General features: G+C 68.0%; 28 protein-coding genes and 3 tRNA genes. 9 read left to right on the top strand and 22 right to left on the bottom strand.

Going from position 1 to position 26,220, the window contains the following annotated elements:
- The first annotated feature begins 35 nt into the window (after positions 1 to 35).
- The 3 genes from rlmD to THSYN_RS36730 all read left to right on the top strand — a co-directional run bounded on the left by rlmD (position 36) and on the right by THSYN_RS36730 (position 2,056).
- Positions 36 to 1,358 carry a 23S rRNA (uracil(1939)-C(5))-methyltransferase RlmD gene (gene rlmD, locus THSYN_RS19790; protein ID WP_100920641.1) on the top strand — a complete coding sequence of 441 codons (1,323 nt, stop codon included), beginning with the start codon at positions 36 to 38 and terminating at the stop codon, positions 1,356 to 1,358.
- A 25-nt stretch (positions 1,359 to 1,383) separates the two neighbouring features.
- Positions 1,384 to 1,851, top strand: coding sequence for a CYTH domain-containing protein (locus THSYN_RS19785; protein ID WP_100920640.1), 468 nt, complete (start codon positions 1,384 to 1,386; stop codon positions 1,849 to 1,851).
- A 79-nt stretch (positions 1,852 to 1,930) separates the two neighbouring features.
- A complete protein-coding gene (locus tag THSYN_RS36730) occupies positions 1,931 to 2,056 on the top strand; it encodes a hypothetical protein (protein ID WP_257791193.1) in 126 nt (41 codons plus the stop codon).
- A gap of 248 nt (positions 2,057 to 2,304) precedes the next feature.
- Here THSYN_RS36730 and THSYN_RS19780 read toward each other — a convergent pair whose 3' ends face one another.
- The 5 genes from THSYN_RS19780 to THSYN_RS19760 form a co-directional block, all read right to left on the bottom strand.
- On the bottom strand, positions 2,305 to 2,553 hold the full coding sequence (locus tag THSYN_RS19780) for a YfhL family 4Fe-4S dicluster ferredoxin (protein WP_100920639.1): 249 nt from the start codon (positions 2,551 to 2,553) through the stop codon (positions 2,305 to 2,307).
- A 170-nt stretch (positions 2,554 to 2,723) separates the two neighbouring features.
- Entirely contained in the window at positions 2,724 to 3,200 is a 477-nt protein-coding gene (coaD, locus tag THSYN_RS19775; RefSeq protein WP_100920638.1) for a pantetheine-phosphate adenylyltransferase, read from the bottom strand.
- Between the two features lie 294 nt (positions 3,201 to 3,494).
- Positions 3,495 to 4,103, bottom strand: a complete 609-nt coding sequence (rsmD, locus tag THSYN_RS19770; protein ID WP_236848621.1) for a 16S rRNA (guanine(966)-N(2))-methyltransferase RsmD — start codon at positions 4,101 to 4,103, stop codon at positions 3,495 to 3,497.
- The gene (locus tag THSYN_RS19765) at positions 4,090 to 5,463 is read right to left on the bottom strand and encodes a M16 family metallopeptidase (RefSeq protein WP_236848620.1); all 1,374 of its coding nucleotides are present in this window, start codon (positions 5,461 to 5,463) and stop codon (positions 4,090 to 4,092) included. Before THSYN_RS19765 ends, rsmD begins: the two co-directional genes overlap by 14 nt.
- A 121-nt stretch (positions 5,464 to 5,584) precedes the next feature.
- Entirely contained in the window at positions 5,585 to 6,988 is a 1,404-nt protein-coding gene (locus THSYN_RS19760) for a M16 family metallopeptidase (protein WP_100920636.1), read from the bottom strand.
- A gap of 218 nt (positions 6,989 to 7,206) precedes the next feature.
- Between THSYN_RS19760 and THSYN_RS19755 the strand changes: the two genes are divergently transcribed.
- From THSYN_RS19755 to THSYN_RS19745, 3 genes are all read left to right on the top strand, one after another.
- Complete coding sequence (locus THSYN_RS19755; protein WP_100920635.1) at positions 7,207 to 7,524, top strand: addiction module protein; 318 nt, start codon at positions 7,207 to 7,209, stop codon at positions 7,522 to 7,524.
- A gap of 126 nt (positions 7,525 to 7,650) precedes the next feature.
- Positions 7,651 to 7,842 (top strand): hypothetical protein, encoded by a 192-nt coding sequence (locus THSYN_RS19750; RefSeq protein ID WP_100920634.1) that lies wholly within the window; start codon positions 7,651 to 7,653, stop codon positions 7,840 to 7,842.
- Positions 7,843 to 8,198: 356 nt separating this feature from the next.
- Positions 8,199 to 8,483, top strand: coding sequence for a hypothetical protein (locus tag THSYN_RS19745; protein ID WP_100920633.1), 285 nt, complete (start codon positions 8,199 to 8,201; stop codon positions 8,481 to 8,483).
- A gap of 80 nt (positions 8,484 to 8,563) precedes the next feature.
- Here THSYN_RS19745 and THSYN_RS19740 read toward each other — a convergent pair whose 3' ends face one another.
- Complete coding sequence (locus THSYN_RS19740) at positions 8,564 to 9,400, bottom strand: shikimate 5-dehydrogenase (RefSeq protein WP_100920632.1); 837 nt, start codon at positions 9,398 to 9,400, stop codon at positions 8,564 to 8,566.
- Positions 9,401 to 9,575: 175 nt separating this feature from the next.
- Positions 9,576 to 10,898, bottom strand: a complete 1,323-nt coding sequence (locus THSYN_RS19735; protein WP_100920631.1) for a hypothetical protein — start codon at positions 10,896 to 10,898, stop codon at positions 9,576 to 9,578.
- A gap of 389 nt (positions 10,899 to 11,287) precedes the next feature.
- On the opposite strand from THSYN_RS19735, the gene THSYN_RS19730 reads away from it, so the two are divergent.
- Positions 11,288 to 11,512: a hypothetical protein gene (locus THSYN_RS19730; protein WP_100920630.1), complete on the top strand. Its 225-nt coding sequence runs from the start codon at positions 11,288 to 11,290 to the stop codon at positions 11,510 to 11,512.
- A 226-nt stretch (positions 11,513 to 11,738) separates the two neighbouring features.
- Here the strand turns inward: THSYN_RS19730 and THSYN_RS19725 are convergent.
- From THSYN_RS19725 to THSYN_RS19665, 13 genes are all read right to left on the bottom strand, one after another.
- A tRNA-Lys gene (locus THSYN_RS19725) sits at positions 11,739 to 11,814 on the bottom strand.
- Positions 11,815 to 11,941: 127 nt separating this feature from the next.
- Positions 11,942 to 12,832: a tol-pal system protein YbgF gene (gene ybgF / locus THSYN_RS19720; protein WP_100920629.1), complete on the bottom strand. Its 891-nt coding sequence runs from the start codon at positions 12,830 to 12,832 to the stop codon at positions 11,942 to 11,944.
- Positions 12,833 to 12,985: 153 nt separating this feature from the next.
- Positions 12,986 to 13,579: a peptidoglycan-associated lipoprotein Pal gene (gene pal / locus THSYN_RS19715; RefSeq protein ID WP_100920628.1), complete on the bottom strand. Its 594-nt coding sequence runs from the start codon at positions 13,577 to 13,579 to the stop codon at positions 12,986 to 12,988.
- A complete protein-coding gene (gene tolB / locus THSYN_RS19710) occupies positions 13,576 to 14,889 on the bottom strand; it encodes a Tol-Pal system beta propeller repeat protein TolB (protein ID WP_100920627.1) in 1,314 nt (437 codons plus the stop codon). Before tolB ends, pal begins: the two co-directional genes overlap by 4 nt.
- Positions 14,890 to 15,216: 327 nt before the next feature.
- The gene (tolA, locus tag THSYN_RS19705) at positions 15,217 to 16,566 is read right to left on the bottom strand and encodes a cell envelope integrity protein TolA (protein ID WP_100920626.1); all 1,350 of its coding nucleotides are present in this window, start codon (positions 16,564 to 16,566) and stop codon (positions 15,217 to 15,219) included.
- A gap of 2 nt (positions 16,567 to 16,568) precedes the next feature.
- Positions 16,569 to 17,012, bottom strand: a complete 444-nt coding sequence (gene tolR, locus THSYN_RS19700; protein WP_100920625.1) for a protein TolR — start codon at positions 17,010 to 17,012, stop codon at positions 16,569 to 16,571.
- Positions 17,013 to 17,043: 31 nt separating this feature from the next.
- The gene (tolQ, locus tag THSYN_RS19695) at positions 17,044 to 17,718 is read right to left on the bottom strand and encodes a protein TolQ (RefSeq protein ID WP_100920624.1); all 675 of its coding nucleotides are present in this window, start codon (positions 17,716 to 17,718) and stop codon (positions 17,044 to 17,046) included.
- A gap of 330 nt (positions 17,719 to 18,048) precedes the next feature.
- A complete protein-coding gene (locus THSYN_RS19690; RefSeq protein WP_100920623.1) occupies positions 18,049 to 18,417 on the bottom strand; it encodes a hypothetical protein in 369 nt (122 codons plus the stop codon).
- A gap of 91 nt (positions 18,418 to 18,508) precedes the next feature.
- Complete coding sequence (gene ruvB / locus THSYN_RS19685; RefSeq protein WP_100920622.1) at positions 18,509 to 19,606, bottom strand: Holliday junction branch migration DNA helicase RuvB; 1,098 nt, start codon at positions 19,604 to 19,606, stop codon at positions 18,509 to 18,511.
- Positions 19,607 to 19,620: 14 nt separating this feature from the next.
- A complete protein-coding gene (locus THSYN_RS19680) occupies positions 19,621 to 21,123 on the bottom strand; it encodes an FAD-linked oxidase C-terminal domain-containing protein (protein ID WP_100920621.1) in 1,503 nt (500 codons plus the stop codon).
- A 203-nt stretch (positions 21,124 to 21,326) separates the two neighbouring features.
- Positions 21,327 to 21,848 carry a GspH/FimT family pseudopilin gene (locus tag THSYN_RS19675; RefSeq protein ID WP_100922502.1) on the bottom strand — a complete coding sequence of 174 codons (522 nt, stop codon included), beginning with the start codon at positions 21,846 to 21,848 and terminating at the stop codon, positions 21,327 to 21,329.
- Between the two features lie 8 nt (positions 21,849 to 21,856).
- Positions 21,857 to 22,300 carry a rhodanese-like domain-containing protein gene (locus tag THSYN_RS19670; protein ID WP_236848619.1) on the bottom strand — a complete coding sequence of 148 codons (444 nt, stop codon included), beginning with the start codon at positions 22,298 to 22,300 and terminating at the stop codon, positions 21,857 to 21,859.
- A 158-nt stretch (positions 22,301 to 22,458) separates the two neighbouring features.
- A complete protein-coding gene (locus THSYN_RS19665; RefSeq protein WP_100920619.1) occupies positions 22,459 to 23,253 on the bottom strand; it encodes an SDR family NAD(P)-dependent oxidoreductase in 795 nt (264 codons plus the stop codon).
- A gap of 616 nt (positions 23,254 to 23,869) precedes the next feature.
- On the opposite strand from THSYN_RS19665, the gene THSYN_RS19660 reads away from it, so the two are divergent.
- Both THSYN_RS19660 and THSYN_RS19655 read left to right on the top strand, forming a co-directional pair.
- Positions 23,870 to 25,351, top strand: coding sequence for a helicase HerA-like domain-containing protein (locus THSYN_RS19660; RefSeq protein ID WP_100920618.1), 1,482 nt, complete (start codon positions 23,870 to 23,872; stop codon positions 25,349 to 25,351).
- A gap of 86 nt (positions 25,352 to 25,437) precedes the next feature.
- Complete coding sequence (locus tag THSYN_RS19655; protein WP_100920617.1) at positions 25,438 to 25,836, top strand: acyl-CoA thioesterase; 399 nt, start codon at positions 25,438 to 25,440, stop codon at positions 25,834 to 25,836.
- Positions 25,837 to 25,935: 99 nt separating this feature from the next.
- On the opposite strand, the gene THSYN_RS19650 is transcribed toward THSYN_RS19655, so the two are convergent.
- Positions 25,936 to 26,011, bottom strand: a tRNA-Glu gene (locus THSYN_RS19650).
- Between the two features lie 91 nt (positions 26,012 to 26,102).
- Positions 26,103 to 26,178: transfer RNA gene (locus THSYN_RS19645), tRNA-Ala, on the bottom strand.
- Positions 26,179 to 26,220: the final 42 nt, after the last annotated feature.

Here is a 26,220-nt window from a genome sequence, read left to right as displayed (position 1 = left end):
TTTTTGTCCGCAAATGAACGCATAGGAACAGCCACTTGTCAAAAAAGCGCAAACCGCTTCCGCCGGAGATCGAGCTCGAGATCGAGGGCCTGACCCATGAGGGCCGCGGCCTGGCCCATTTCGACGGCAAGGCGATCTTCGTCGACTATGCCCTGCCTGGGGAGCGGGTGCGGATGCGCTACACCCGGGTCCAGCGCCGCTTCGACGAGGGGGCGGCGGTCGCGGTGCTGCGCGCCTCGCCCGACCGGGTGGCGCCGCGCTGCCCGCACTTCGGCGTCTGCGGCGGGTGCAACCTCCAGCATGTCGACCCCGCGGCCCAGATCCGCATCAAGCAGGAGACCCTCGCGGACGTCTTCACCCGCATCGGCAAGGTCAGCCCCGCCGCCTGGCTCCCGCCGCTGGTCGCCGGTCACTGGGGCTACCGGCGCAAGGCGCGCCTGGGGGCGCGCCACGTCATCAAGAAGGGCCGCACCCTGGTCGGTTTCCGCGAGCGCGGCACGCCCTATCTGGCCGACCTGACCCGCTGCGAGGTGCTGCACCCGAGTGTGGGCGAGCGCCTGCAGGTGCTGGCGGAGGCCGTCGGGCGCCTGAGCATCCGCGACCAGGTCCCGCAGATCGAGATGGCGGTGGGGGAGGCGCCCTGCGTGCTGATCTTCCGGGTGATGGCGCCGCCGAGCGCGGCGGACTTGGGCGTCCTCCAGGGCCTCGGGGAGGACTGGGGCTACCATATCTATCTCCAGGAGGGCGGGGTGGACAGCATCCGACCCTTGCCGGGGCAGGGCGTTGAACTACACTATGACCTGCCCCGCTATGGCCTGCGCATGGCGTTCGAGCCGACCGACTTCACCCAGGTAAACCTGGAACTGAACCGTCTGATGTTGGACCAGGCCCTGGACCTGCTGGACCCCCAGCCGGACGAGTCGGTGCTGGATCTGTTCTGCGGCCTCGGCAACTTCAGCCTGCCGCTGGCGCGCCGCGCCGCCGCGGTGCTGGGGATCGAGGCCGACGCGGGCCTCATCGCCCGCGCCGCCGCCAACGCGCAACGCAACGGCATCACCAATGTCCGCTTCGAGACGGCCGACCTCTATGCCGACCTCACCGATGCCCCCTGGCTGCGGGGTCAGTATCACAAGGTCCTGCTGGACCCGCCGCGCAGTGGCGCATTGGCGGTCCTGGACTGGCTGCCGCGCCTGGGGGTGCAGCGGATCTGCTACGTTTCCTGTTATCCCAGCACGCTCGCCCGGGACGCTGACCGCCTGGTCAACGCCCTGGGTTACCGGCTGGTCAGTGCCGGGGTGATGGACATGTTTCCGCACACCGCGCACGTCGAGTCCATGGCCCTGTTCGAACGCCCTTGAACCCGCACCACGGGAGTCTTGCATCATGGGGATTGAGATCGAGCGTAAATTTCTCGTCAGGAACGACACCTGGCGCGCCCTCGCGCAGGGCGAGACGCGCATCCGCCAGGGCTATCTGGCGACCACCGGGACCCTGACGGTGCGCGTGCGCCTGACCGAAGACAGCGCCTACCTGACCCTCAAGGGCCCGCCCCTGGGCCTGGCGCGCTCCGAGTTCGAGTACCAGATCCCACCCGCGGACGGCGAGGCCCTGCTGCGCGAACTCGCCATCCTGCCGGTGGTCGAGAAGGTCCGTTACCGGATACCCGGCGGCCAGCACCATTGGGATCTCGACGTCTTCACCGGCGACAACGCTGGCCTGGTCCTGGCCGAGATCGAACTGACCCGCGAGCACGAGCCCTTCGACCTGCCCGACTGGGCTGGGCTTGAGGTCACCGGCGACCCCCGCTACTCCAACGCCAACCTGGCGCGGCGGCCGTTCAAGGAGTGGTAAACGGGCACGGCAGTCAGTCGCCGGTCAACCGGCGGTCGAGGCTTCAGCCGGTGGCCGTTGCGGCGCCGCCGCAGCCCAGGTGGGGCAGTTTGAAACCAAGCGTGGACGCCAGAAAGTGGACGAGCAGGCGGAGCCCGAGTGTCTCTGCAGCGAGATCGGGCGGCTGAAGATGGAACTGGACTGGTTGAAAAAAAGTCCGGACTGAGCCTGCGAGCACCCGGCGCGCGTGGATCGTGCGTGAGGATGCGTTGGCGCTCAGCCGCCAATGTGTTTTGACATCTACCGAGGCTGAAGCCTTGGACTCCAGGGGCTTCGGCTGCGGCGCTTCAACTCAATGGCAGTGCTGCTTGCGCGTGGGAACGAGAAGACAGACCACCCAAACGCCCAGGGGCGCCCTGAGGCGCCCCTGGTCCAAGCCGAATCTAAGCGTGCGCCCGCCGCGGGCCGCGGGGCTCAGCCCGCGCTGATGCGGTCGGCCTTGGCCTGCAGCTCGTCATGGGTCTCTTCGTGGGCCGGGTCCTTGATGATGCAGTCGACCGGGCAGACTTTCACGCACTGGGAGGTCTCGTAGTGGCCGACGCACTCGGTGCACAGGTCGGGGTTGATCACATAGGTCTCGTCGCCCTGGGAGATGGCGCCGTTGGGGCACTCGGGTTCGCAGACGTCACAGTTGATGCACTCGTCGGTGATCAGCAAAGCCATGAGAAGACTCCTCTAGTTCAAAGGCGCGGGATCACGCCTGGTGGTCGTTGGGGTGAGTGGTGGAGAAACGATCGGTACCCGCGGCGGGCACCCGGCGCGGAACGCAGTTGCGTATAAGCGCCCACGCGGCCTGTTGTCAAGCTGCCCGGTGCGGTCCCGGGCGGCAGATATTACCCAAAGCGCGCCCGCAATGCAGCCTGCACGCCGGGGGCGACGAAGGACGAGACATCGCCGCGCAGGCGCGCAATCTCGCGCACCAGGGAGGACGAGATATAGGAATACTGTTCCGCCGGGGTCAGGAACAGGGTCTCGATGTCCGGGGCCATACGGCGGTTCATGCCGGCCAGTTGAAACTCATACTCGAAGTCCGAGACGGCGCGCAGGCCGCGCATGATCACGTGGACGCCCAGTTCGCGGGCATAGTTTACCAGCAGGCCGTTGAAGGAGACGACCTCCACCCGCGGCTGGCCGTCCAGCACCTCATGGACCAGGGCGACGCGCTCCTGCGTCGTGAAGGTCGGGGTCTTGCCGGTGTCCGCCGCGACCGCGACCACCACCCGGTCGAAGAGCTGTGCGGCCCGCACGATCAGGTCGGCGTGACCGTTGGTGATGGGATCGAAGGTCCCGGGATAGACCACACTGCGCACGAGGCGGCACTCCGTTCTGGGATGGACCGGCGCGCCCCGGGGCCGCGACCGTCAAATGGGTGCGAACGATAGCACAGGCGTGCCCCTGGGCGCATGGGGCCGGCGCGTCGCGCGGCGACGCTTGTGGGAGCCCGTAGGGTCCGCTGCGCGGACCGCCGCTCGCGCAAACCCCGTAGGGTCCGCTGCGCGGACCGCTGCCCGTGCGCCCAGGCCGTAGGGACCTCGCAGGCCGCCGTGGCCTCGTCGCGGCTAAAGCCGCTCCCACAGCATCGCTGCGCGACTGTCGGGTAACGGTCAGCCGGGAGGCGGTGACGAGCCCCCCCGTACCAGCGCCAACCCATACCGCACCTGCCCGGCGGTGCCCTCGCGCACCAGTTCCCAAGCCTGCGGCAGCGCCGGGAAGCCCGCCCGCTCGGCACTCTCCAGATAGACCCGGGCGCCGGGCGCGAGCCACCCGCGCGCGTCCAGCAGGGCGCAGGCGGGGGCGAGCAGCCCGTCGGCAAAGGGCGGGTCCAGGAACACGATATCAAAGGGCCTGGGCTCCCCGGCGAGCCAGGCGAGCGCATCCGCCGCGATCACCTCCACATTCGCGGCGGCGAGCGTCTCCACATTGGCAAGGAGTTGCCGCGCCACCGCCGCGTTGCGCTCGACCAGCACCACCCGGCCGGCGCCGCGGGAGGCGGCCTCCAGCCCCAGTGCGCCGCTGCCGGCGAAGAGATCCAGACAGCGCGCCCCGGGCAGCACCGGGGTGAGCCAGTTGAACAGGGTCTCGCGCACCCGGTCGGCGGTGGGCCGCAACCCCGGCTGATCCGGGATGGGCAGGCGCCGGCCCCGGTTGCGCCCGCCGATGATGCGCAGGTGCCCGGGACCGGACCGGCCGGCGACCCCCTTAACCCGGCCCACCGGCGGCCGGGGCCGCGGCCGGATCAGGAACCGCAACCGGCGCCTGCTCGCCCCCGACCGTGACGATGGCGAGCCGCTCCGGGTGGACGCGCCGCGCAAAGGCGTCACGAATCTGTTCCGCGCTGATGGCGTTGATGCGGTCGGTGAAGCGGTCCAGATAGTCGAGCGGCAGCCCGTAGAAGCCGATGACCGCCAGATACGGGATGATCTCGGCGTTCTCGGCGATGCGCAGCGGAAAGCCGCCGGTCAGGTTTTTCTTGGCGGCGGTCAGTTGCGCGTCCGTCGGTCCCGCGGCGGCGAATTGCTTAAGCGCATCGACCAGGACCCCGAGCGCCTGCCCCGCCTGCTCGTTCTTGGTCTGGAGCCCCATCAGGAAGGGCCCCGGCTGGGCCAGGGGGATGAAATAGCTGAAGGTGCTGTAGGACAGCCCGCGCTTCTCGCGCACCTCGTCCATCAGGATCGATACCAGCCCGCTCCCGCCCAGGATGTGATTGCCCAGATAGAGCGCGAAATAGTCCGGGTCGCCCCGCGCCATGCCGGGCTGACCGGCCAGGACGTGGGTCTGGCTGGAGGGGAAGGCGAGCTGTTCCAGGGCCGCCGCGCTCAGGTCCGGGACCGCCGGCAGGGGGGGCGCGCGCTCCCCGGCCGGCAGGGTGCCGACCACCTGCTCCGCCAGGGCCTGCGCCGCCGGCCGGTCCAGGGCGCCGACGATGGCGACCACCGCATTGGCCCCGGTGTAGTAGCGGTCATGGAAAGCCTTCAGGTCCGCGGCGGTCAGGGCGCGCACCGACTCCTCGGTCCCGCTCGGGTCGGAGGCGTAGGGGTGGGCGCCGAAGACCTGACGGTAGAGCGCCTTCTGGGCGACCTTGGCCGGCTGTTCCTGCTCCTGACGCAGGCCGATCAGGGCGTTCTCGCGGTTGCGCTCCAGGGCGTCCGCCGGGAAGCTCGGGGCTGCCAGCACCCCGGCCAGGGTTTCCAACGCGGTCGTGAGGGCCGGCTCCCGGGTCAGGCTGCGCACGGCGACCGAGGTCATGTCCCGGTCCGTGGCGGCGCTGAGCGAGGCGCCGACGTTCTCCATCCGCTCGGCGATGGTGTCGGCGTTCCAGTCCCGGGCGCCCTCGTTCAACATGCCGGCGGTAAAGGCGGCCAGCCCCGGGCGCTCGCCGTCGCGCGCCGCACCGGCGTCGAACACCACCCGCACATCGACCATCGGCAGTTGCGGCGCCGCCACGAACAGCACCCGGGCGCCGTTGGCCGTCTGCCAGGTCTCGATCTTGGGGGTGGCCTGGGCGGTGGTGCCGAGCAGCAGCAGGGCGGCGGTGAGGGTGGCGGGGAAGAGATTGGCCGCAAATGAACGCAAATGAACGCCAACCAAGACAGCGGCCCGCTGCGCGCGCCCGTAGGGTCCGCTGCGCGGACCAGCGGACCCGCAAACACCCCGCTGCTCCGCGCTCCAGCGAACCGGGTTCAAGCGACTGGTCTCAACGTACATTGCCATGTCCTCCCACCCCTGCCGGGGCCTTCTTCAATTGCTTGCCGTCCACCGGTTGGGGGTCCAGGACGGCGACCGTGAGCCGGTCCTGGGTCAGGTATTTCTGCGCCACCGCCTGGACCTGCTCCGGGGTCACCGCGGCGAGTCGCTCCACATACTGCTCCGCCAGTTCCCAGCCGAGCCCGACCGTCTCCAGTTGCCCCAGCTTCACCGCCTGGTTGAAGACCGAGTCCTGCTCATAGACCTTGTTGGCGATCAACTGGGTGCGGATGCGCTCCAGTTCGGCCGCCGCCACCGGCTCCTGCTTGAGGCGCTCCACCTGGGCGCGCAGGGCCTGCTCCAGGGCCGGGATGTCGTGCCCCTTGGCCGGCACCCCGTCAAGCTGGAAGAGCCCGGGCAGCCGGCTGAAGGCGCTGTAGGAGGCGCCGGCCGAGGAGGCGATCTGGCTGCCCCGCACCAGTTCACGCTCCAGACGGGCACTGCTGCCACCGTCCAGGATCGAGGACAGGACCTCCAGTGCATAGGGTTCCCAGGGCGCCGCGGCATCCACCACGGCCGGCGTCTTGTAGCCCATCAGCAGGTAGGGCTCCTTGGCCGGGGCCTTGACCTGCAGCCGCTTCTCACCGCGCTGCTCCGGCTCCGCCTGGGTCTTGGGCGGGGCCACGGTCTCCGCCTTGAGCGGGCCGAAATGCTGCTCGGCCAGGGCAAAGACCTGCTCCGGGTCCACGTCCCCGACTACCACCACCGTCGCATTGTTCGGTGCATACCAGAGCCGGTACCAGTCGCGCAGGTCCTCCACTTTGAGCTGTTCCAGGTCGCCGGGCCAGCCGATGACGGGGTTGCGGTAGGGCGAGGCGGCGAAGGCGACCGCCTCGAACTGCTCCCCGGTCAGGGCCTGGGGGTCATCGTCCGTGCGCATCCGCCGCTCCTCCGTGACCACGTCGCGCTCCTTGGCGAAGTCGTCCGGATCGAGCCGGAGGTTGCGCATCCGGTCGGCCTCCAGTTCAAAGGCAATCGCCAGCCGATCGCTCGCCAGGTTCTCGAAATAGGCCGTGTAGTCGGACCCGGTAAAGGCGTTCTCCTCCGCGCCGTTCTCCGCCACGATGCGTGAGAACTCACCGGCCGGGTGCGCCGCGGTGCCCTTGAACATCATGTGTTCCAAGAGGTGCGAGACCCCGGTGATGCCCCCGTACTCGTAGCTGGAGCCGACCTTGTACCAGACCTGGGAGGTCAGGACCGGTGCCCGGTGGTCCGGCTTGACCAGGACCTTGAGGCCATTGCCGAGCTGCCGCTCGAAGACCTTCGGGGGATCGGCCAGGGCCGTCAGGGGCGCCGGCAGGGCCAGGATCAGGGGTAGTGCGAGGAGGGCGCGGGCAATGGGTCGTCGGTGCATGGGGGCTTCCGGTGTCGGGCTTGACTGGCTCCCCATGGTGGGGGCGGCGGCCGGGTCCTGCCAGGTTTGCGGATGACAGTTTGGTCATGGGGGCGGCCTTGGAGGGGCTGGTGTCCGCGGGTTGTCCCCCAGCGAGCCCGCGCGTATCTTTGTCAACGGATCGAACCGAACACGTCATAGCTGCCAACTGACTACCACGCCCAAGGGAGGCCCAGGTGATGCAAACCAAGGCTCAGCAGATCATCGACGACGCCCTGCGACTGGACTCCCATGCACGCGCGACGATCGCGCAGACATTGCTTGAAAGAATTGATATTAAAGCGCATTTTGAGGTCTCTCAGAAATGGCGCCAGGAACTCGCGCGCCGTTGCGCCCAGATCGACGCCGGTGACGTCGCGCTGATCCCCGGAGACTTGGTGCTGGCCGGTCTGCGGGCGAAATACGGACCCCAGTCAGCCCCCACTGCTGTCAGGTCAAGCGCCGCAGCCCAAGCGCCTGGAGTCCAAGGCTTCAGCCTTGGAGCGCGCCAAGGCTGAAGCCTTGGACTCCTGCTGCTCTCCCCGGAGTTCTTCGCCAGTGACTTCATCGCCGCGAACGAGATCCCTCACTTCATCGAGCCCCTTGGTCCCAGGACCGTCGCCATCCACAAGCCCCTGGTCCCGGTGGGCCTCAAGCCGGTCCCGCTCGACGGCAGCGCGGATTTGAAGGGCCTACAGCACGTCCAGGTCTTCCGCGATGACCGCGGGCGCTGGTTCAGCCAGACCGGCGGCCACATCCGCGAGGCCTTCGCGGATCAGCTTGTCGCCGCGATGTTTGCCAAGCTGCGGGGCGGCTTACCGCGGGGCGCCGACTGATGCGTCGGCAGCGGTCCGCGCAGCGGACCCTACGCGACGCCGCATCCGTCCGGTGGGCCGCCGACGCCTCCCGTAGGGTCCGCTGTGCGGACCTTCCTCCTTCGAGGGTGATATCCGCCGCGGCCAGGGGGCCGCTCCTACCGCGTAGGAGCGGCCCCCCGGCCGCGACGGGTTACCGCAAGGGCGCATGGCCGCAGCTATGATCAAGGCTGCCCGACCGCAGAAGCCCGCAGGACGGATGAAGCGCCGGCACAATCCGGGTGCGGTCTCGCAGACAGGCATGCAATCCGCGGCTTCCAGCCGAACCCTGGATCGATCACGCAAGGCGCAGAGACGCAGAGAATACGGAGTGAATCATGCCGTCCGATACACCCGAGCCGCTCCCGCGACCAATCGACGACGACACCGTCGAGTGCATCACCCGCTTCAACGAGGGCGCCATCCAGGGCCTCCCGGCGGACCTTCAGGACCAATACGTCAGCGTCCAGTCCGAGGGGATCGAGCCATCCTATCTGCTGATCTATGCCGAGAAGGAACGCGATGACGCGCTGAAGCTCCACGAGGCCCTGGCTGACCATCTCGCCGCCGGCGGCTGCCACTGGCAAATGCGCGGTCACACCGGACAGGCTTCAGGGGGCTGAAGCCGCTCCCACGGGGGCTGGCCTGAGGTTCAGGGTAGCGGCTGGGACTCCTGAATGCGGCCTCACCGACCGCAATCGCATCAGCGCTGCGCGACCGGCGCCTCCCCGGCATAGGCGATGGCCTGTTGGACCTGTTCCCCGGTCGGGTTTTGTCCGGTATAGAGTACGAATTGCTCCAGGGCCTGGATGGCGATGACCTCGGCGCCGGTGATGACCTGCTTGCCCAGGTCGCGGGCGGCGCGGATGAGCGGGGTTTCGGGCGGGATGGCGACGACGTCGAGGATGGTCGTCGCGGTCGCGATTTGTGCGGGTTCAAAGGCGAGGGCCGCCGCCTCCGGGCCGCCCGTCATACCGATGGGGGTGGCGTTGATCAATAGCCCGGCCGCGAGGTCGGCGGCGGCGCGCCATTCCAGGCCATAGCCCTGGGCCAGTGACTGCCCGGCGGTCCGGTTTCTGGCGATGACGCAGCCGTGCCGGAATCCGGCATCGTGCAGGGCGCAGACCACCGCCCTGGCCATGCCGCCGCTGCCGCGGATGGCGAAGCGGGTGCTGGGCGGGACCTGATGCCGATCGAGCAGGCGCCGGATGGCGATGTAGTCGGTGTTGTAGCCGCGCAGCCGCCCGGCGTCGTTGACGATGGTGTTGACCGCGCCGATCGCGGCGGCGGCGGGGTCCACCTCGTCCAAGAGCGGGATGCAGGCCTCCTTGAAGGGCATGGAGATGGCGCAGCCGCGGATGCCCAGGGCGCGGATGCCGTTGATGGCGGCCGGCAGGTCGGTGGTGGTGAAGGCCTTGTAGATGTAGTCGAGGTCCAGGGCCTCATAGAGAAAGTTCTGGAAGCGGGTGCCGAACTGCCCCGGTCGCGCGGAGAGTGACATGCACAGGAGGGTGTCTTTGCTGATGGGTCTGGCGGGCATGGCGTGGCTCCTGATGGGGTAAGAAGCGTCTCACACAAAGACACAAAGAACACAAAGAAAAACAGATCATTGAAGGCATTGGGCCGATCATCGCCCGGCTAATCTTCTGGACCAACATTTCGCTTTGAAGATCTTTGTGATCTTTGTGTCTCTGTGAGAGAATTACTCTTTCACGTCACCCACCGCGACGCAATTGCTCGGTGAGCTTTTCAAATTCGCGGCGCATCTCCAGGTTCTCGAAGGGCCGCAGGGCCGGTACCTGGCGGTTCATCAGCCCTTCCAGCAGCCGCCGGCTGGACTTGACGAGCCCGACCAGTTCGCCGGAGACGCGCACCGTCTCGAAGGTGTTCCAGGCGGCGGCGATGTCCTTTTCCAATTCCAGCCGGGCGCGTATGACCTGCGCCTTCTGGTCGTTGAGATATTGGCGATAGACCCCGGCCGCCTCGATGGTGAGCCGCTGTGCCTCCAGGTTGGCGGCGAGCAGCTCGCCCTTGCCCGGGGAACTGCGCTGGAGGTCGCGCGTCTCGCCGGTGAGTTGCTCGGCACGGGTGATGATGGCGTTGATCTGGGGGATATACTGCTCGCCGATCGCCTCCTCGATCTTCTGGTGCATCCGCTCCAGGGCGCGCAGCAGGACCACATACATGCCGTAATAGCGCCGCGCGCTCTGCAGGTCCTCACCGCTCTGCGCGACCAGTTGCTCCAATTGGTTGGTCACTGATTTGACATTGTCGAACAGGATGCCGAGATCGACCATGTTGTCGCCGACCACGGTGGAGAGCAGGAATTCCACCTGTTCATCGCTCAGGTCCACCCCCAACTGGCGCACCGCCGCGGCGAATTCACGCTTCACCTGGCCGAGTTGCTCATTGAGCCGCTTGATCTGCGCCTCCTTCTCCGCGATCAGGCGGTCGTAGTCGGCCACCGTGCGCTTGATGGTGGACTCGGTGGGGGCGGCGACCCGGTTCTGCCGGTAGTCGGCGATGGCCGCGCGCGCGGCGTCGATCTCGCCCTGGATGGCACGGATGCGCTCGCGAAAGCGCTGCACCGGCGAGGTCGAGAGGATGGTGACGGCATCATCGAGCAGGGCCTCGATCTGCGCCTGGTTGGAGACCTTGTCGGCGCTGAACCAGGCGCTGTCGGGCAGGGCCGCGCGGCGCTCCTCCAGGACCAGGGTCTCCTGTAGCTTGGGGACCACGCCCTCCCAGACCTGGGGAAAGCCCTGGGGCTTGGGACCCATCAGGCCGCCCGCGTCCTGGACCGCCTGCCCTGCCAGGTCGCGCGAGCGCTGCCACCAGGTCCCGGCCGTGTCGCGGGTGCGTTGCCAGAGGTCGGCCGCGTTACCGGTGCGGTCCGGGGCCGGCGCGGTGGGCGCTGGGGCCGCGCCGGGCGGGGGCGGGAGGGCGAGCGGGGTGCCCTCCGCGCCCCTCGGGGCGCCCGGGGAGCTGAGCAGGAGGGCGAGCAGGGGCCAGGCGGTGCGCGTTAGGGGATGAGACATGTGAGCCCTGTGTCGAAGGTGTCGGCGGCGCCTGTTGCCGCGGGGCGGCCGTGAGCGGGTGGCGCAGATTGTAAGCCGATGCGGGGTCCTGGGTGTGGTGCGCTTGGCGGGCTTTGGTCGGGTGCGATCGAAACCGAGTAGTCCTGCTCCCGGTTCCTCCTGTATGCTTTTCCCTACGCTACAACAACGCCTTAGCCCGCGGACCCGTGCTATCCTTTACGCTATAATACCGCCTGATTCGCCCCCGCGTGGTGACTCAGGGGTCACTGATGAAGCAGTAAAGGCGAGCTAAGGCGCTGGGTTATTGGTGCAGGGATATTGCAGACACGCATCATCATCGGCGTATTGCTCAAGGTGGCAAAGCTGGTGTAACACAAGAGGACACCACGATGACGGCAGACATTGAAAGCCTGGTCCTTGAGCATCTGCGCGCGATCCGCGCGACTCAGGCCGACCACGGCGAACGACTCACGAGTATTGAACTGCACCTTGCCACGCTCGGACAGCAAGTCGGCGCCCTGACGACGGCGGTTTACTCGGGCAAGTCCGACTTGGACGGACTGCGGCGGCGCGTTGAGCGCATCGAGCGGCGCTTGGAACTGTCCGAGAGTTGATCCAGCCCCAAGCCCGCGTCCGTCTCCCCGCCTGGCCACTGTGTCCGCGACCCGGCCGGCGGATCGTCGGCGCCCCGGGCGGGTGGCAGCGGCACCCGTGAGGGCCAGTCTCATGGCTCCGGCCGATGGGCTCAAGGTCGGCGGAAACCTGCCCCGACGTGGTGATTTTAACGGGACTCAAAAGAAAACGGCCTAGGGCCGAAGCGCCTAAGCCGTTGTTTTTTTTTGGTGCGCCCTGCGCGACTCGAACGCGCGACCACCTGATTAAAAGTCAGATGCTCTACCGACTGAGCTAAGGGCGCGAAGACCGCTCAGTATAGACGCCTTGGACTTGCTTTTGAAGCCCGGTGTCGCGGCGCTCCCGCGGGGGCGGGCGCTTGCGCCCCGCCGCCGCCCTGGCTGCGGCACTGCCGGCCGGGCGCCGCCGGACTATTTTTGCTCCGTCCCGGTGCGCTCCGCTCCAAGCTTCTGCAAGCGGGTCTGGGCGAGTCGTGCCTCGGTGCTGTTCGGGTACTTGGCGATAAGCAGTCGATAGGCGGCGCGCGCCTGCTCGCGGGCGTCCAACTCGGACTGGATGTTGGCGATCTTGAGCATGGCCTCGGGGATCCGGGCGCTGGTGGGGTTCAATTGGACCAGGCGGTCGAACTCAGCCAGGGCCGCCGGGTAGTTGCGCTGGACATAGTAGGTTTCGGCCAGCCAGTAGCGGGCCTGATCGGTGTATTGGCCCTGCGGAAAGCGGGCCATCAAGTCAGTGAAGGCGGCGGCGGCGTCCGGGTACTTGCGCTGCTTGAGGAGCTCGAAGGCGTCGCGGTAGGCGTCACGCTCGTTGCCGCCGGTGGTCTCCGGGCTCGGCAGGGAGGGGATGCCGACGGCGCCGGGGGAGGAGGGGCTGGGGGCGGTGACCGGGGCCGCCGTCTCGCTGCCGACCGGCGGCTTGAGGTCCTTGCCGCTCAGGTCGAGGGCCCCGGGTCGGGGGGGTGGTGCCGCGCCCGCGGGGCCGACGGCGGGCGTGCCGACGGCCGGGGTGTCCAGGCCCTTGCCGGTGCCCAGGCGGGAGTCGATGTCGAGATACTGGTCGCGCAGTTGCCGCTGGAGCTTCTGGATCTCGAATTTCTGGGTCTCCGCCAGACCGCGCAATTCCTGCACCTCCTGCTGGAGTTGCTGCATCTGAAGCGTGAGACCGGAGGCGCTTTGGTTGTCCATGATGCGTTCGATGCGCGCCACGCGGTCCTCCAGGAGCGGATCGGCGGCGGCGGCGCCGATCAGGGTGGACGCCAGCAGGGCGGTGAGAAGGAGCGGGACAGGGTGGGCGTGGTTCATGCTGGGTTTCGCGTGTGAGGTTGAGGTCGTCATGAGGTTCGTGCCCGCTCTGCGGCCCCCGCGGCGGGCGGAAGGCGTTGCGGGTGGCGATCATGCAGGTTTGGCCGCGTTCATGGGCGGACGAGCGTCTTGGTCCTCGTCCGGCCCCTTGCCTCAGTAGTGGATGATGACCCGCCGGTTCAGTCGCCAGGCGGCGTCGCTGTGGCCGGGGTCGGCGGGCTTTTCCTCGCCGTAGCTCAAGGTGGCCATCTGGTCCGCGCTGACGCCCTCGGCCACCATGAGTTGCCGCACCGATTCGGCGCGGCGGTCGCCCAGGGCCAGGTTGTATTCGCGGGTGCCGCGCTCGTCCGTGTTGCCTTCCAGGGTGACACGCTGGCCCTTGGTCGTGCCCAGGTAGGTCGAGTGGGTGCGAATGACGTCTAGAAATTGGGGTTTGATCTCGGTGCTGTCGTAGTCGAAGTAGATGGTGCGCCGGTAGAGCGGGTTGGCCGGGTCCTCCCAGGGGCCGCGGTAGGTGGGACGCGCGGGCTCGGTTCGCGCCGTGTCGGCGACGCTCGGGGCGGCGTTCAGGGGCAGGGGCGGCGGCAGGCCGGCCCCGAGGGTCTGGGGCTCGGGTTGCGGCTGGGTGCTCGCACAGCCAGCCAGGAGCAAGGCCAGCACCAGCGGGGCGCCGGGCAGTGCGGACAGGTCGCGGCGCGGCGCGGCGCGGGATCGGATCGGGGTCGATATCACGGAGGGCCTCTTCATTTCATCATCGGCGACCAGGCGGGCTCGCGCACCTCACCCGTGTCCTGGGAGAGCCGCTGGCTCCCGCCGCCATCCACCGCGGCGGTCGCGAGCACCCCGCGTCCGTCCTGAATCGTCGCGTAAATTACCATGCTGCCGTTCGGCGCGAAACTTGGGGACTCGTCCAGGTCGCCTTGGCTCAGAACTTTGGTCAAACCGCGGTCCAGGTCCAGGACGGCGATGCGGAACTGGTCATTGACCCGACTCACCATGGTGACGGACTTGCCGTCCGGGGCATAGGAGGCCCGGGCATTGTAGTCGCCCTCGGCGCTGATGCGCTCGGCGGGCCCGCCCGCCGCGGCCATGCGGTAGATCTGGGGGCTGCCGCCGCGATCGGAGGTGAAGATCAGTTGAGTGCCGTCCGGGGACCAGGCGGGCTCCGTGTCGATGGCGAAGTGGTCGGTGACCTGCGTCAGTTCGCGCGTCTGCAGGTTCAGTATATAGATATTGGCGTTGCCGTCCTTGGACAGGGTCAGGGCGAGCCGCTGGCCGTCGGGCGAGAACGCCGGTGAGCCGTTGATGCCCGGGTAGCTCGCGACCAGGTCGCGGCTGCCGCTTGCCAAGTCCTGGAGGTAGATGGCGGCGCGCCGGTTCTCGAAGGAGACGTAGGCCAATCGCCGCCCGTCGGGCGACCAGGCGGGGGACATGAGCGGGTCATTGGACGAGACGATGGTCTGGGGGTTGGAGCCGTCGGCGTCGGCCACCCGCAGCGTGACCGTCTGGCTGTTGCCGCGGCCGCTGGAGGTGATGTAGGCGATGCGCGTGGCGGCGACCCCGGGTTGACCGGTGAGCTTCTCGAAGATCTGATCGGCGATGCGGTGGGCGGTGAGGCGCAGCCCGCCGGCGGTGGTACTGAGATTCCCGGAGGCGATCTCTTTGCCCCCGAAGACATCGAAGAGGGTGTAACTCACACGGTAGCCGCTGCCCTCCTGTTCCACCTGGCCGATCACCAGGCTGTTCATGTTGAGCAGGCTCCAGTCGCGCAGGTCCACCTCGGCCGCGGTGCTGGGCATGGACATCATGTCACGCGTGGGCAGGGCGCGGAACTTGCCCGTGCGTACCAGGTCCGCACTGATGACCGCGGCCACATCGTCCTTGGTGATCAGCCCCGCGGCGACCCCGAAGGGCACCACGGCGATGGGCTGGGCGGCCGCGACCCCGCCCGTGACCTCGATGGTGAGCCGCGCCTGGGCGGGGGCGGTGAGGCCCAGGACGCCCAGCGCCGCGCCGACGAGGGCGGCGATGAGGGTGGGTAATCTGCCGGTGGTCATGGGGCTGTGGTCTCCGGGCCGGATCAGCGCGCGAGCGCCGCGATAGTTGTCTATTGTGCCAGAATCAACGGCCGCAAAAGGCGGTCGGAAACAAGACAGGATGGTTCGGAAGGCCCGGGATCGGCGCCGCGGCACGCTGGACTCGGGCCGTGCTGTGTCAGCCTGAAATCCACAGATGAACACAGATAGACACAGATGTTCTTTGAATTGTCATGCGCTTATCGCTACTGTCACAGTCACCTGCAAGGTGAGCCCCCGACCAAGCGTAAGCCAATGAATAATCTGTGTTCATCTGTGTTCATCTGTGGATGACTGCTCTTTCCAGGATCAGGGGGAAAAATCGAAATCGAACTCCCGGAATTGCTCGAAGGCGGGGCCGGACGGCACCGGGATCGGGGAGGCATTGTAGATGGCCGCGATCACCGATTGATCGAAGGCCGTATTGCCGCTGCTGCGCACCACCCGCACCGAGTTCGGTATCACCTCGCCCCCCGGCATCACCCGCAGCGAGACTTTGGTCAGCCGGTCGGCGGACTGGCCGGGCGGGTGGGTCCAGAACTGGCGGACCCGGTCTCTGACCACCGGGATGTAGCGGTCCACCTCTCGGGCGATCTGCTCGGAGGATGACTGCGAGGCGGCGTCGGACTCACGGGTGCGCTGGGCCTGCGCCATCGTCAGGCGCTCGCGGTCCTCCTGCTCCAAGGCGCGCGCCTCCTCCTCAATGCGCTGTTGCGACTCCTCTTGCGCCAAACGGCGTTCTTCCTCCACGGCCATGCGTTCGGCCTCGGACTCGATCTGGCGCAGGCGCTGCGCCTCCGCTCGGCGCTGCAAGGCCAACTCGGCCTGTTGTCGGCGTTGCGCCTCGGCCTCCAGGCGCGCCTGCTCCTGGCGGATGCGCTCGCGCTCGGAGTGCATCCGGCGCGCCGCCTCTTCGGCCTGACGTTGTATCTGCGCGGCCATGGCCGCGGCCTCCTGGGCCTGGCGTTCCTCGGCCGCGGCCTGTTGGCGCGCCTGGGCCTGGGCCTGGCGTTCGGCGGCCGCGGCCTGGCGGCGGGCCTCCTCGGCGGCATACTGCCGGGCGGCGAGTTCGGCCGCGCGGCGCGCCTGGGTCTCGGTCTCGCGGCGCGCCTGGGCCTCGGTCTCGCGGCGCGCCTGGGCCTCGGCCTGGCGTTGGGCCTCGGCCTGCGCCTCGCGCTGCGCCGCGGCCTGCGCCTGGGCTTGAGCCGCGGCCTGGGCTTGAGCCGCGGCCTGAGCTTGAGCCGCGGCTTGAGCTTGAGCCGCGGCTTGAGCCTGGGCCTCGGCCTTGCGCTGGGCCTCGCGCTGCTGCGCCTGCGCCGCTACCTGACGCGCCGCCTCGTCCGCCTCGCGCTTGGCCTGCGCGGCCGCCGCCTCGGCGGCCAGGGTGGTCGCGTCAGGGGCGGGTGGCGGCGGTGGGGCCTTGGCCTCCTGGGGCTGCTTGTCAGCGGCGCGCCGGGTCTGCTCCGCCCGGAAGCGAGAGACCATTTCCTCCATGGCGCGGTCGCCCAGGAGGGTCGCCTGCACCAGCTTGGGCGTCTGACCGCCAAGCGAGGGGTCCGCCAGAAAGCGGACGCTGACGAAGAGCAGCAGCCCGAACAGCAGGTGCAGCAACAGTGACCAGTAAAGGGCGCGCCGGTTTTCGCGCAGGACCTGCCACATGGTCAGGGTTCACGGTGGGCCGGCGGGGCGGTGATCAGGCCGACGTTGGGCGCCCCGGCCGCCTGTGCCACCACCATGGCGCGCACCACCCGGCCGTAGTCCACCTCGTTGTCCGCCCGCACCAGCACCGGCGTCTCGGGCTTGTACGCAAGGACGGTGCGGATGCGCTCATAGAGCGTCTTGTCGGACGCCGGCAGGTGCTTGTCCTGCCCGGCGTCGAGATAGAAATCACCCATGCGGTCGACCGTGATGATCACCGAGGCCACGGTGGGGCTGGGGATGCCGCCCGCCCGCGCCTGGGGCAGGTTGACCTTGACGCCCTGGGTGATCAGGGGCGCGGTGACCATGAAGATCACCAGCAGCACCAGCATCACGTCGATGTAGGGCACCACGTTGATGTCGGACATGGGGCGGCGGCGGCCGTGGCGGCGCGAGCGCTTGAGCATTGGCTTTCAGGGTCTCGGCGGGGTGGGCGCGTCAACCGCGGCCCTGGCGCTGCAGCAGGGTGGAGAATTCCTCCATGAACTCCTCGTAGCGGTTGTTGAGCCGCTCCACCTGGTTGGAGAAGCGGTTGAAGGCGATGACCGCCGGGATGGCGGCGAAGAGTCCGATGGCGGTGGCGACCAGGGCCTCGGAGATCCCGGGGGCGACCAGCGCCAGGGTCGCCTGGTCGACATTACCCAGGGCGTGGAAGGCGTGCATGATGCCCCAGACGGTACCGAACAGGCCCACATAGGGGCTGGTGGAGCCCACCGTGGCAAGGAAGGACAGGTTGGCATCCAGCCGGTCCATCTCCCGGCTCAGGGCCACCCGCATCGAGCGTTCGGCGCCTTGCAGCACCGCCATCATGTCGCTGCCCTCGATCTTGCGCAGGCGCACATAATCCTTGAAGCCGGCGCGGAAGATGGCCGCCAGGCCGAAGTTCCCCTGATCGTCCGCGCTCAAGTCCTTGTAGAGGACGCTCAGGTCCCCGCCGGACCAGAAGCGCTCCTCGAATGCATTGGCGGCCTTGCGCGCATTGCCAAGCACCCGGCCGCGGTCCAGGATCAGGGTCCAGGAGGTGATCGAGGCCAGCACCAGGACCAACAGGACCAACTGGACCACGAAGCTTGCGTGCAGGATCAGGTTGAGGAGGGAAAGGTCGGAACTCATCGGGTCTCTCAGGGCAGTGGGCGCGGCAATCGCCTCCCCGGCGTGGGGCGGGGGCAGGGCGGGCGGACCGGCGAGCCATGAAGTCCGGTGTCGCTAGGGCGGGGAGCTTAACCGCAAACCGCGGATCATGGGCGGAAGAAGATCCCTGGGGGCACCTCAGGGTCATTAAGTCAAGGCGCACTCGCAGACGACGCCGCCGCTGCCTGGAGTCCAAGGATTGCGTCTTGGAGCGCGCCAAGGCGCAATCCTTGGACTCCAGGCGCTTGACTTAACGGCAGCGCGCAGCTCCGGGCCGCCGAGCGGCAGCGGGCGTCGCGTTTGGCGGTGTTCTCAGGCCAAGTCCCGGCGCGCCAGCCGCCGGGCATTGGCGAGCGTGCGCCGGTGCAGGGGCCGCAGCACCCGGCGGCCGCTGCGCCAGGGATTGAACTGGCCCAGCCACAGGTCATAACCCGCCCGCTGGACCTCCATGGCGACCTCCAGCCCGGCCGCGACCTTCTCGCCCCACAGGCGCTGCCATTCCTGTTGGACCGCCCGCTGGCTCGGGTCGGCGCCGGCGAGCCAGTTGGTGCGGCTCATCATGGTATAGGCGGACGTCATCCAGAGTTCGGACGCCACCCAGCCCAGCCGCCACGCCTCCCAGGGATTGCCGAGCGGGATCTTGGTCGGTCGCAGCGTGTTAGTGGTGTGCAGCGTGGCCATGATACTAGGAACCTCGATGTTGTCCTCACTTGTCTCTTAACTTAATTCTTAGTGTTAAGAGGCGCGGAATCTACGGTCCTGTCTCAATGCTCTATATTGTTGGTCCGAGGCCCTCGGTCCCTGCCCCCGCAAAGAGGTCTCCGATGGCCGGTCCGGGACCCGCCGCGCCCGATGGCGGCACCCGTACCGGGACCCGCAGGCCCAGGTGCAGATAGGCGGCCGGGGTCGCCATGCGTCCGCGGGGGGTGCGCATCAGATACCCCTGTTGGATCAGATAGGGCTCCAGCACGTCCTCAATGGTCCCTCGCTCCTCGCCGATCGCCGCCGCCAGGCTCTCCACCCCCACCGGTCCGCCGTCGAACATCTGGATCACCGCCGCCAGCAGCCGCCGGTCCATGTGGTCGAAGCCCAGCGCATCCACCTTGAGCATCGCCAGCGCCTGATCCGCCACCGGTACCGTGATGCGCCCGGCGGCCCGCACCTGGGCAAAATCGCGCACGCGCCGCAGCAACCGGTTGGCGATGCGCGGGGTGCCGCGGGCGCGCCGCGCGATCTCCGCCGCCCCCTCCGGGTCCGTGGGGATCGCCAGGATCTCCGCGGAGCGCCGCACGATGGTGGCCAGGTCCGACGCCGAGTAATACTCCAGCCGTTGGACGATGCCGAAGCGGTCGCGCAACGGCGAGGTCAGGAGTCCCGCCCGGGTGGTCGCGCCCACCAGGGTGAAGGGCGGCAGATCGAGCTTGATGGAGCGGGCCGCCGGGCCCTCGCCGATCATGATATCGAGTTGGAAGTCCTCCAGCGCCGGATACAGCACCTCCTCCACCACCGGGCTCAAGCGGTGAATCTCATCGACGAAGAGCACGTCGCCCGGCTCCAGGTTCGTCAGCAGGGCCGCCAGATCCCCCGGCTTCTCCAGCACCGGCCCCGAGGTCTGGCGCAGGTTGACCTGCATCTCATGGGCGATGATGTGGGCCAGGGTCGTCTTGCCCAGTCCCGGGGGACCGAAGATCAGCACATGGTCCAGGGCCTCGCGCCGGGCGCGGGCGGCGCCGATGAAGATCTCCATCTGCTCGCTGACGGCCGGCTGGCCCACATAGTCCTGGAGCCGGCGCGGGCGGATCGCCCGCTCTATGGCGCCGTCGTCCCCCGCGGCCAGGGGGCTGATGAGTCGGTCCGGGTTGTCGTGCATGGGGGGCGAATTCGTCAGTGCGACGCGCCCGCGCCGTGCTGGTGCCCGGCGCTCCCAGACAATTGCCGATACTCCGAACAGCGCCGCGGGGTCGGCACCCCCTTGCCGGGATTGAGCAGCCCCAGCGGGTCGAAGGCCTGTTTCACGCCGCGGAACTGGGCCAACTCCGCCGGGCTGAACTGGACGCACATCTGGTTGATTTTCTCGATCCCGACCCCGTGCTCACCCGTGATGGTGCCGCCCACCTCCACGCACAGTTCCAGGATCCGCCCACCCAGTGCCTCGGCGCGCTCCAGTTCACCGGGCCGGTTGGCGTCGAACAGGATCAGCGGGTGCAGGTTACCGTCCCCCGCGTGGAAGACGTTGGCCACCGGCAGGCGATATTCCGCGGCCAACTGCGCCGTGCGGCGCAGCACCTCCGGCAGCTTGCGGCGGGGGATGGTGCCGTCCATACAGTAATAGTCGGGGGCGAGGCGCCCTATCGCCGGGAAGGCGGACTTGCGCCCCTTCCAAAAGCGCAGGCGCTCGGCGTCGTCGCGCGACACCTGCACCAGGGTCGCCCCGCTCGCCAGCAGCAGGTCCCGCACCTGCTGCGTCAGTTCGGCCACCTCCTCCAGGGTGCCGTCGAGCTCGCACAGCAGGATCGCCGCCGCGTCGGTCGGGTACCCGGCGTGGGCAAAGGCCTCGGCCGCCTGGATCGCCGGTCCGTCCATCATCTCAAGGCCAGCCGGGATGATGCCGGCCGCGATGATGTCGCCCACCGCGTGGCCGGCGCGCTCGGTGTCATCGAAGGCGGCCAGCAGGGCCTGGGCCCGCTCGGGCACCGGCAGCAGCGCCACCGTCACCTCCACCGTCACCCCCAGCATCCCCTCCGAACCGATATAGAGGGCCAACAGGTCATAGCCCGGTGCGTCCGGTGCCGCCCCGCCGAGTTCGATCAATTCCCCCGCCATGGTGACGAACTTCACCGCGAGCACATTGTGGACCGTCAGTCCGTACTTCAGGCAGTGCACGCCCCCCGAATTCTCCGCCACATTGCCCCCGATGGTGCAGGCGATCTGGCTCGAGGGGTCCGGCGCATAGTAGAGTCCGTGGGGTGCCGCCGCCTCGGTAATCGCCAGGTTACGCACGCCCGGCTCCACCCGCGCGGTGCGCGCCGCCGGGTCCAGGGCCAGGATGCGATTCAACCGCGCCAGACTGAGTACAATCCCATCACCGACCGGCAGCGCGCCCCCCGAGAGCCCGGTGCCGGCCCCGCGCGCCACCACCGGCACCTGGCGCTCGTGGCACAGACGCAAGACCCGCTGAACCTCCGCGACGGTGCGCGGCAGCACCACCAGCAGGGGGAGCTGTCGATAGACCGAAAGCCCGTCGCACTCGTAGGGCCGCACCTGCTCCTCGTGCTCCAGTACCGCGTCCGTCGGCAGGAAGGCACGCAACGCTGCTAACAGGTCGGCCCGGGAGGTCGCCAGCCGGGGGTCATGGAAATCGGTCTGAGAGGATTCAAGCAGGCTCATCGGACAGGCACTCGTACAAACCAGGTCGGGTAGGTCTGAAGATGCGGTACATCAGGAGCCGCATCAACCGCCTACACGGACACTCGATCAGGCCCGTCGGCGGACCCTCGGGTTCCCGCGGCCCACCAGCACCGGGCGCCTTGCCGCGGGTCCACCCGCCCGCCGGCGGTACGCTGGGCTGCTGCCGTGCGTCGACCATCGCGTCATAGCGAACAGGCGGCATGTTGATAGAGGTAGTTGGAGCCACCCCCTTGGACCGCAACGAGTCGTGGACTGACACGGCCTGAAGGATCACAGAAGACCCACGTCGAGTTGGCGCCTGCAGCCGTCGTCGTCGCCGTACCGTCCTGACTGAAGGTCACGGCCGCGACATTGGCGACAATCGTCGTGCTCTCGGAAGCGTTCAGGCGCTTCGTTACCGCTTCCGTTCCATCAAGTATTTGATTAGAATCATCATCCCTGAAAAGTAGCGCACCCTTGGCCCAATCGCCGGTGCCGCCGCAGGCCCCATTTCCGTCATCGGAACAGATGCTGACCGGCGCCGTGCCCATGACCGCCATCGAACGGGCGAGGCTGAGGGTCGCGACAAAGTTGTTCACCGTCGTGGACATCCTGTTGCGGGCCATCAAGGCGCCGAACGGGGGGGCGGCGAACATCAGCACGATCACCATGATGGCCAACGTGATCATCAGTTCGATCAACGTGACCCCGCGCTTGGCACGCATCGCTCTGGTCAGCAGTCCTTGCACGAAGTCACGGGCAGGCCGAGCCTGATCCAGCCGGGCCCGGCCGCGCTGCCCGCCATGCCGTCGGCGACGCTGTAGACCCGAGTAAATCCATGATCTGCAAGCGTTTGTTGCATGTGAGCGCTTCGGTTGCCGGTGCGGCAGATGAGCGCGATCGGGGCTGCGTAGTCACCCCGGACCTGGGCCAGGACCGCAGCGGCGAAGCCGTCCGGACCCTTGGGGTCCTGCATCATGATCGACGCGGCGCCGGCGGCGATCCCGGTCTCGCGCCATTCGGCGGGGGTGCGGATGTCGATCAGCGTGAGCGTGCCGGCCTTGGCCTGGTCGTGCGCCGCCGCGGCGGTGAGCGTGGGGCCGGGCTGCGCGAGGCAACCGCAGAACAGCGTGACCGTCGCCAGGGCGAGCGCGGGCAATCGCAGGTAACCAGACACGGCGCTTCTCCATCGGCGTGGGGACCCGCCGCGTCGGCGGGTCTTCACGCTCGTCATAATCGGAAAGAGACTCCAAGTCCCCCGGCGGTGGGTAACCGCCGGCGGCTCAGGAGTCACTGACTGAGGTCTGCTCCAGGGGGGTTGGCGTCCCGCCCGGATCAGCCCTTGGAGCCCAGGCGCAGGCCGCCGTGGATGAAATACACGTCGCCGCTCAGCGCCTCGTTACGGTAGATGTCCGCGACCAGTTGCGCCACTTCCTCGGGTTCGATCAAGCGGCCGATGGGAATGTCCTGAAGGATCTTGTCCAGGGCCTGTTGATTCATGTTCTTCACCATCGGCGTGCCGACGTAGCCCGGGGCTACGGCCACGCAGCGGATCTGATTGGACAGACCGCGCCGGAAGAACTCCGCGGTGATCACCTTGGGCATCACCGACATGGCGGCCTTGGTGGAGGAGTAACTGATCTGGCCGGCCGTGCCCAGTGAGCCGGTGGAGGAGACCAGACAAATGAGCCCCTTGCACTTGTTGTCGATCATGCGCGCGGCACATTCGCGCACGGTCAGGAAGACGCCGTTCAGATTGATGTCGATGACCTTCTTGAAGTCGTCGAACGACAGCTTGCGCGTGACCTTGCCGGTTTCCCGGTCCGGGGAGACCATCATGCCGTCCTTGATGATGCCGGCAAAGGGCGCGACCAGATTGATGGCACCGAATTTCTCGATGGCGGTATCGGCAAGCCGGGCGGTGTCCTCTTCGCTGGTGACGTTGCCGACCACCGTGACCACCTCACCGCCCAGCGCGGCGAGCGCCGCCGCGGCCTTCTCCAAGGGCTCCTGCGCCACGTCGGCCAGCACCACCTTGCCGCCGTTCTTGACCCAGTGTTCAGCGATGGCATAGCCGATGCCGCCGCCGCCGCCGGTGATGACCGCGACCGAACCTTTGATTTCCAACATGTCGTTAACCTCCGCGTTACTTCTTGATGATCGATGCGCCGCCCCAGTCAGAGACGGCGTCCGTTTGTAATCGGTGCCAGGGTGGTGGCGCGCTCGCTGCGGCGTAAGGCCCCTCGCGGCACGCCCCCCGGCCCGGCCGGAGTATAGCCGAAGACTCCCCGTTCGTCCCCGGAAGATAAAGGCTCCCCGTGGGAGCGGCTTGCAGCCGCGCTGCGAGGCCGCGGTAACCTGCGGCGCACGGCATTTTACGGGGCGCAGTCGCGGCTGCAAGCCGCTCCGGCTGGGTCCCGGCGCGCCCCTCACGGCAAAGCCGGAGGGACGGGCGTCTTGCCCGTCCCTGGTGACCGGACGTTCTCACGGACCGGGCGTCGTTGTCGTTGTCGTTGTCGTAATCGTGCTCGGATCATTCGATTACGACAACGACCACGCCCACGACCACGACAACGACAGCGTACCCGGGATTTCGGCCACCACATCAGTTCTGATCGTTCCCACGATCGACCCCTTGTGTGGTCCCCACGGGTCGGCACCCCCGCGGCCCGGGCGCACCGAAACTTGTCAGTCCGCTCGGTATACACTGCCACCCCATCGACGCCAGCCCCAACGGAGCGCCCCCATGACCGATTCCATTCTCATCGGCACCGGTACCGTGCCGGTCGCGATCAACCTGCGCATGGCCAACCGCCATGGCCTGGTCGCCGGTGCGACCGGCACCGGCAAGACCGTGACCCTGCAACGCCTGGCGGAGCAGTTCAGCCGGGCTGGCGTGCCGGTCTTCCTGGCGGACGTGAAGGGGGACCTGGCCGGGCTCAGCCAGGCCGGCGGGGCCAACGTGAAGGTGACGCAGCGGGTGGCCGAGATGGGTCTGGAACAGGCCGAAGGCTTCACCTACGCCGCCAATCCGGTGCAGTTCTGGGATCTGCACGGGGTCCAGGGCCACCCGGTGCGCACGACCATCAGCGCCTTGGGGCCGCTGTTGCTGGGGCGGCTCCTGGGGCTCAACGAGGTCCAGGAGGGGGTGCTCAACATCGTCTTCCAGTTGGCGGACGAGAACGGCTGGCTGCTGCTGGATCTCAAAGACCTGCGCTCGCTCCTGACCCATGCGGCGGACACCGCCGATGGGCTTCAGACCCGTTGGGGCAATGTGTCGAAGGCGAGCGTCGGGGCCATCCTGCGCCGCCTCCTGGCCCTGGAGCAGCAGGGGGCGACGCGCCTGTTCGGCGAACCGGCCCTGAGCCTGGCGGACCTGATGCAGACCGACCCGCGGGGCCACGGCTACATCAACATCCTGGCGGCCGACCGGCTCATCCACACCCCGGCCATCTATTCGACCTTCCTGCTGTGGCTGCTCTCGGAGCTGTTCGAGACCCTGCCGGAGGTGGGCGACGCGGACCGCCCGCGGCTGGTGTTTTTCTTCGACGAGGCGCACCTGCTGTTCAACGATGCGCCCAAGGTCCTGTTAAATAAGATCGAGCAGGTGGTGCGGCTGATCCGCTCCAAGGGCGTCGGGGTCTATTTCGTGACGCAGAGTCCGCTCGACGTGCCGGAGGCGGTGCTGGGTCAGCTCGGCAACCGCGTTCAACATGCCCTGCGCGCCTTCACGCCGAAAGACCAGAAGGCGGTGCGGGTGGCCGCCCAGACCTTCCGCCCGAACCCGGCCCTGGACACCGAGGCGGTGATTACCGCGCTCGCGCTCGGTGAGGCCCTGGTCTCGACCCTGGACGCGGAGGGGGTCCCGGGGATGGTGCAGCGGGTGAGCGTCGCCCCGCCGGGGAGTCGGCTGGGTCCGGTCGCGGCCGCGGAGCGCCAGGCGGTGCTGGACGGATCGTTGCTCAAGGGCGTCTATGACATCACCATCGACCGGGTGTCGGCCTATGAGATGCTGGCGCAACGTGCGACCGGGGCGGCGGTGCCGACGGGTGGGACTGACCTGCCGGGCGGGGCGCGCGGGACGGGCGGCGGGTCCCGCGGGCGCCAAACCCCGCTGGAGGCCTTCGCGACCAGCGCGGCCCGCGCCCTGGGTAGCCAGGTCGGGCGCCAGTTACTGCGCGGGGTCATGGGTTCGCTGTTCGGGAGCAAGACCGGCGCTAAGGGTTGAGCGCCCGCGGGGCCGCGCGCGGGCTTCCGCGCACCAGCCGGTTGCGGCTAAATTACTGACTTACATAACGACTCGGGAGAGGTTCCATGGGTTCCCATGCCTTCAGCCATGAGATGGCCGTGCGCGATTACGAGTGCGACATCCAGGGTATCGTCAACAACGGCGTCTACCAGAATTATCTGGAGCACGTCCGCCACCTGTATCTCAAGTCCATCGGCATCGACTTCGCCGAATACACCAGGAGCGGTGTCAACCTGGTCGTGGTGCGCGCCGAGCTGGACTACAAGTTCCCGCTGACCAGCGGGGACCGGTTCCGTGTCGATCTGGATTTCGTGCGTGAATCGCGGCTGCGGTTTGCCTTCGACCAGGCGATCCTGCGGCTCCCGGATGAGAAGCCGGTGCTGGCCGCCCGGATCATCGGCACCGCGCTCAATGCCCGCGGCCGACCCCATCTGCCGGCTGAGTTGGAGGCGCTGTTGGCCTAGGGGATCGATCCTGCGATGCCACCCGGTCGTTGCGTCGGGAACAGGCCCTCGGATAGCACAACGGGTTGCCCGAAATCCGGTGCAACCCGTTGGTTTGATTGGCGTCCCCACGGAGATTCGAACTCCGGTCGCCGCCGTGAAAGGGCGGTGTCCTAGGCCTCTAGACGATGGGGACTGAAACGGCTTTTCTGGTCTCGGCGGTCCATGTCCAGGACCAGAAAAAAATCCGGTCTTCCTGTGTTTCCGTGGAAGACCGGATTCTTGGTTGGTGGAGCCAGACGGGATCGAACCGTCGACCTCAACACTGCCAGTGTTGCGCTCTCCCAGCTGAGCTATGGCCCCGATCACATCGAGACGGAAATTTTAGCGGCGGGCGTGCCGCTT

Origin of the sequence: Candidatus Thiodictyon syntrophicum (assembly GCF_002813775.1) — a bacterium.
In the GTDB taxonomy this organism is placed as follows: domain Bacteria; phylum Pseudomonadota; class Gammaproteobacteria; order Chromatiales; family Chromatiaceae; genus Thiodictyon; species Thiodictyon syntrophicum.
The sequence above is the reverse complement of the archived record's forward strand: the minus strand, read 5'-3'. Positions and strand labels throughout refer to the sequence as shown.

Excerpts from the sequence above, each read along its gene's own strand:
- THSYN_RS19760 (WP_100920636.1), bottom strand. The coding sequence starts at position 6,988 with ATGCACCGACGACCCATTGCCCGCGCCCTCCTCGCACTACCCCTGATC.
- THSYN_RS19755 (WP_100920635.1), top strand. The coding sequence starts at position 7,207 with ATGCAAACCAAGGCTCAGCAGATCATCGACGACGCCCTGCGACTGGAC.
- ruvB (WP_100920622.1), bottom strand. The coding sequence starts at position 19,606 with ATGCACGACAACCCGGACCGACTCATCAGCCCCCTGGCCGCGGGGGAC.
- THSYN_RS19745 (WP_100920633.1), top strand. The coding sequence starts at position 8,199 with ATGCCGTCCGATACACCCGAGCCGCTCCCGCGACCAATCGACGACGAC.
- THSYN_RS19785 (WP_100920640.1), top strand. The coding sequence starts at position 1,384 with ATGGGGATTGAGATCGAGCGTAAATTTCTCGTCAGGAACGACACCTGG.
- THSYN_RS19680 (WP_100920621.1), bottom strand. The coding sequence starts at position 21,123 with ATGAGCCTGCTTGAATCCTCTCAGACCGATTTCCATGACCCCCGGCTG.
- tolB (WP_100920627.1), bottom strand. The coding sequence starts at position 14,889 with ATGACCACCGGCAGATTACCCACCCTCATCGCCGCCCTCGTCGGCGCG.
- pal (WP_100920628.1), bottom strand. The coding sequence starts at position 13,579 with ATGAAGAGGCCCTCCGTGATATCGACCCCGATCCGATCCCGCGCCGCG.
- THSYN_RS19665 (WP_100920619.1), bottom strand. The coding sequence starts at position 23,253 with ATGTTGGAAATCAAAGGTTCGGTCGCGGTCATCACCGGCGGCGGCGGC.
- THSYN_RS19740 (WP_100920632.1), bottom strand. The coding sequence starts at position 9,400 with ATGCCCGCCAGACCCATCAGCAAAGACACCCTCCTGTGCATGTCACTC.
- ybgF (WP_100920629.1), bottom strand. The coding sequence starts at position 12,832 with ATGAACCACGCCCACCCTGTCCCGCTCCTTCTCACCGCCCTGCTGGCG.
- THSYN_RS19660 (WP_100920618.1), top strand. The coding sequence starts at position 23,870 with ATGACCGATTCCATTCTCATCGGCACCGGTACCGTGCCGGTCGCGATC.
- THSYN_RS19735 (WP_100920631.1), bottom strand. The coding sequence starts at position 10,898 with ATGTCTCATCCCCTAACGCGCACCGCCTGGCCCCTGCTCGCCCTCCTG.
- tolR (WP_100920625.1), bottom strand. The coding sequence starts at position 17,012 with ATGCTCAAGCGCTCGCGCCGCCACGGCCGCCGCCGCCCCATGTCCGAC.
- THSYN_RS19780 (WP_100920639.1), bottom strand. The coding sequence starts at position 2,553 with ATGGCTTTGCTGATCACCGACGAGTGCATCAACTGTGACGTCTGCGAA.
- tolQ (WP_100920624.1), bottom strand. The coding sequence starts at position 17,718 with ATGAGTTCCGACCTTTCCCTCCTCAACCTGATCCTGCACGCAAGCTTC.
- THSYN_RS19675 (WP_100922502.1), bottom strand. The coding sequence starts at position 21,848 with ATGCGTGCCAAGCGCGGGGTCACGTTGATCGAACTGATGATCACGTTG.
- THSYN_RS19730 (WP_100920630.1), top strand. The coding sequence starts at position 11,288 with ATGACGGCAGACATTGAAAGCCTGGTCCTTGAGCATCTGCGCGCGATC.
- THSYN_RS19655 (WP_100920617.1), top strand. The coding sequence starts at position 25,438 with ATGGGTTCCCATGCCTTCAGCCATGAGATGGCCGTGCGCGATTACGAG.
- tolA (WP_100920626.1), bottom strand. The coding sequence starts at position 16,566 with ATGTGGCAGGTCCTGCGCGAAAACCGGCGCGCCCTTTACTGGTCACTG.
- THSYN_RS19690 (WP_100920623.1), bottom strand. The coding sequence starts at position 18,417 with ATGGCCACGCTGCACACCACTAACACGCTGCGACCGACCAAGATCCCG.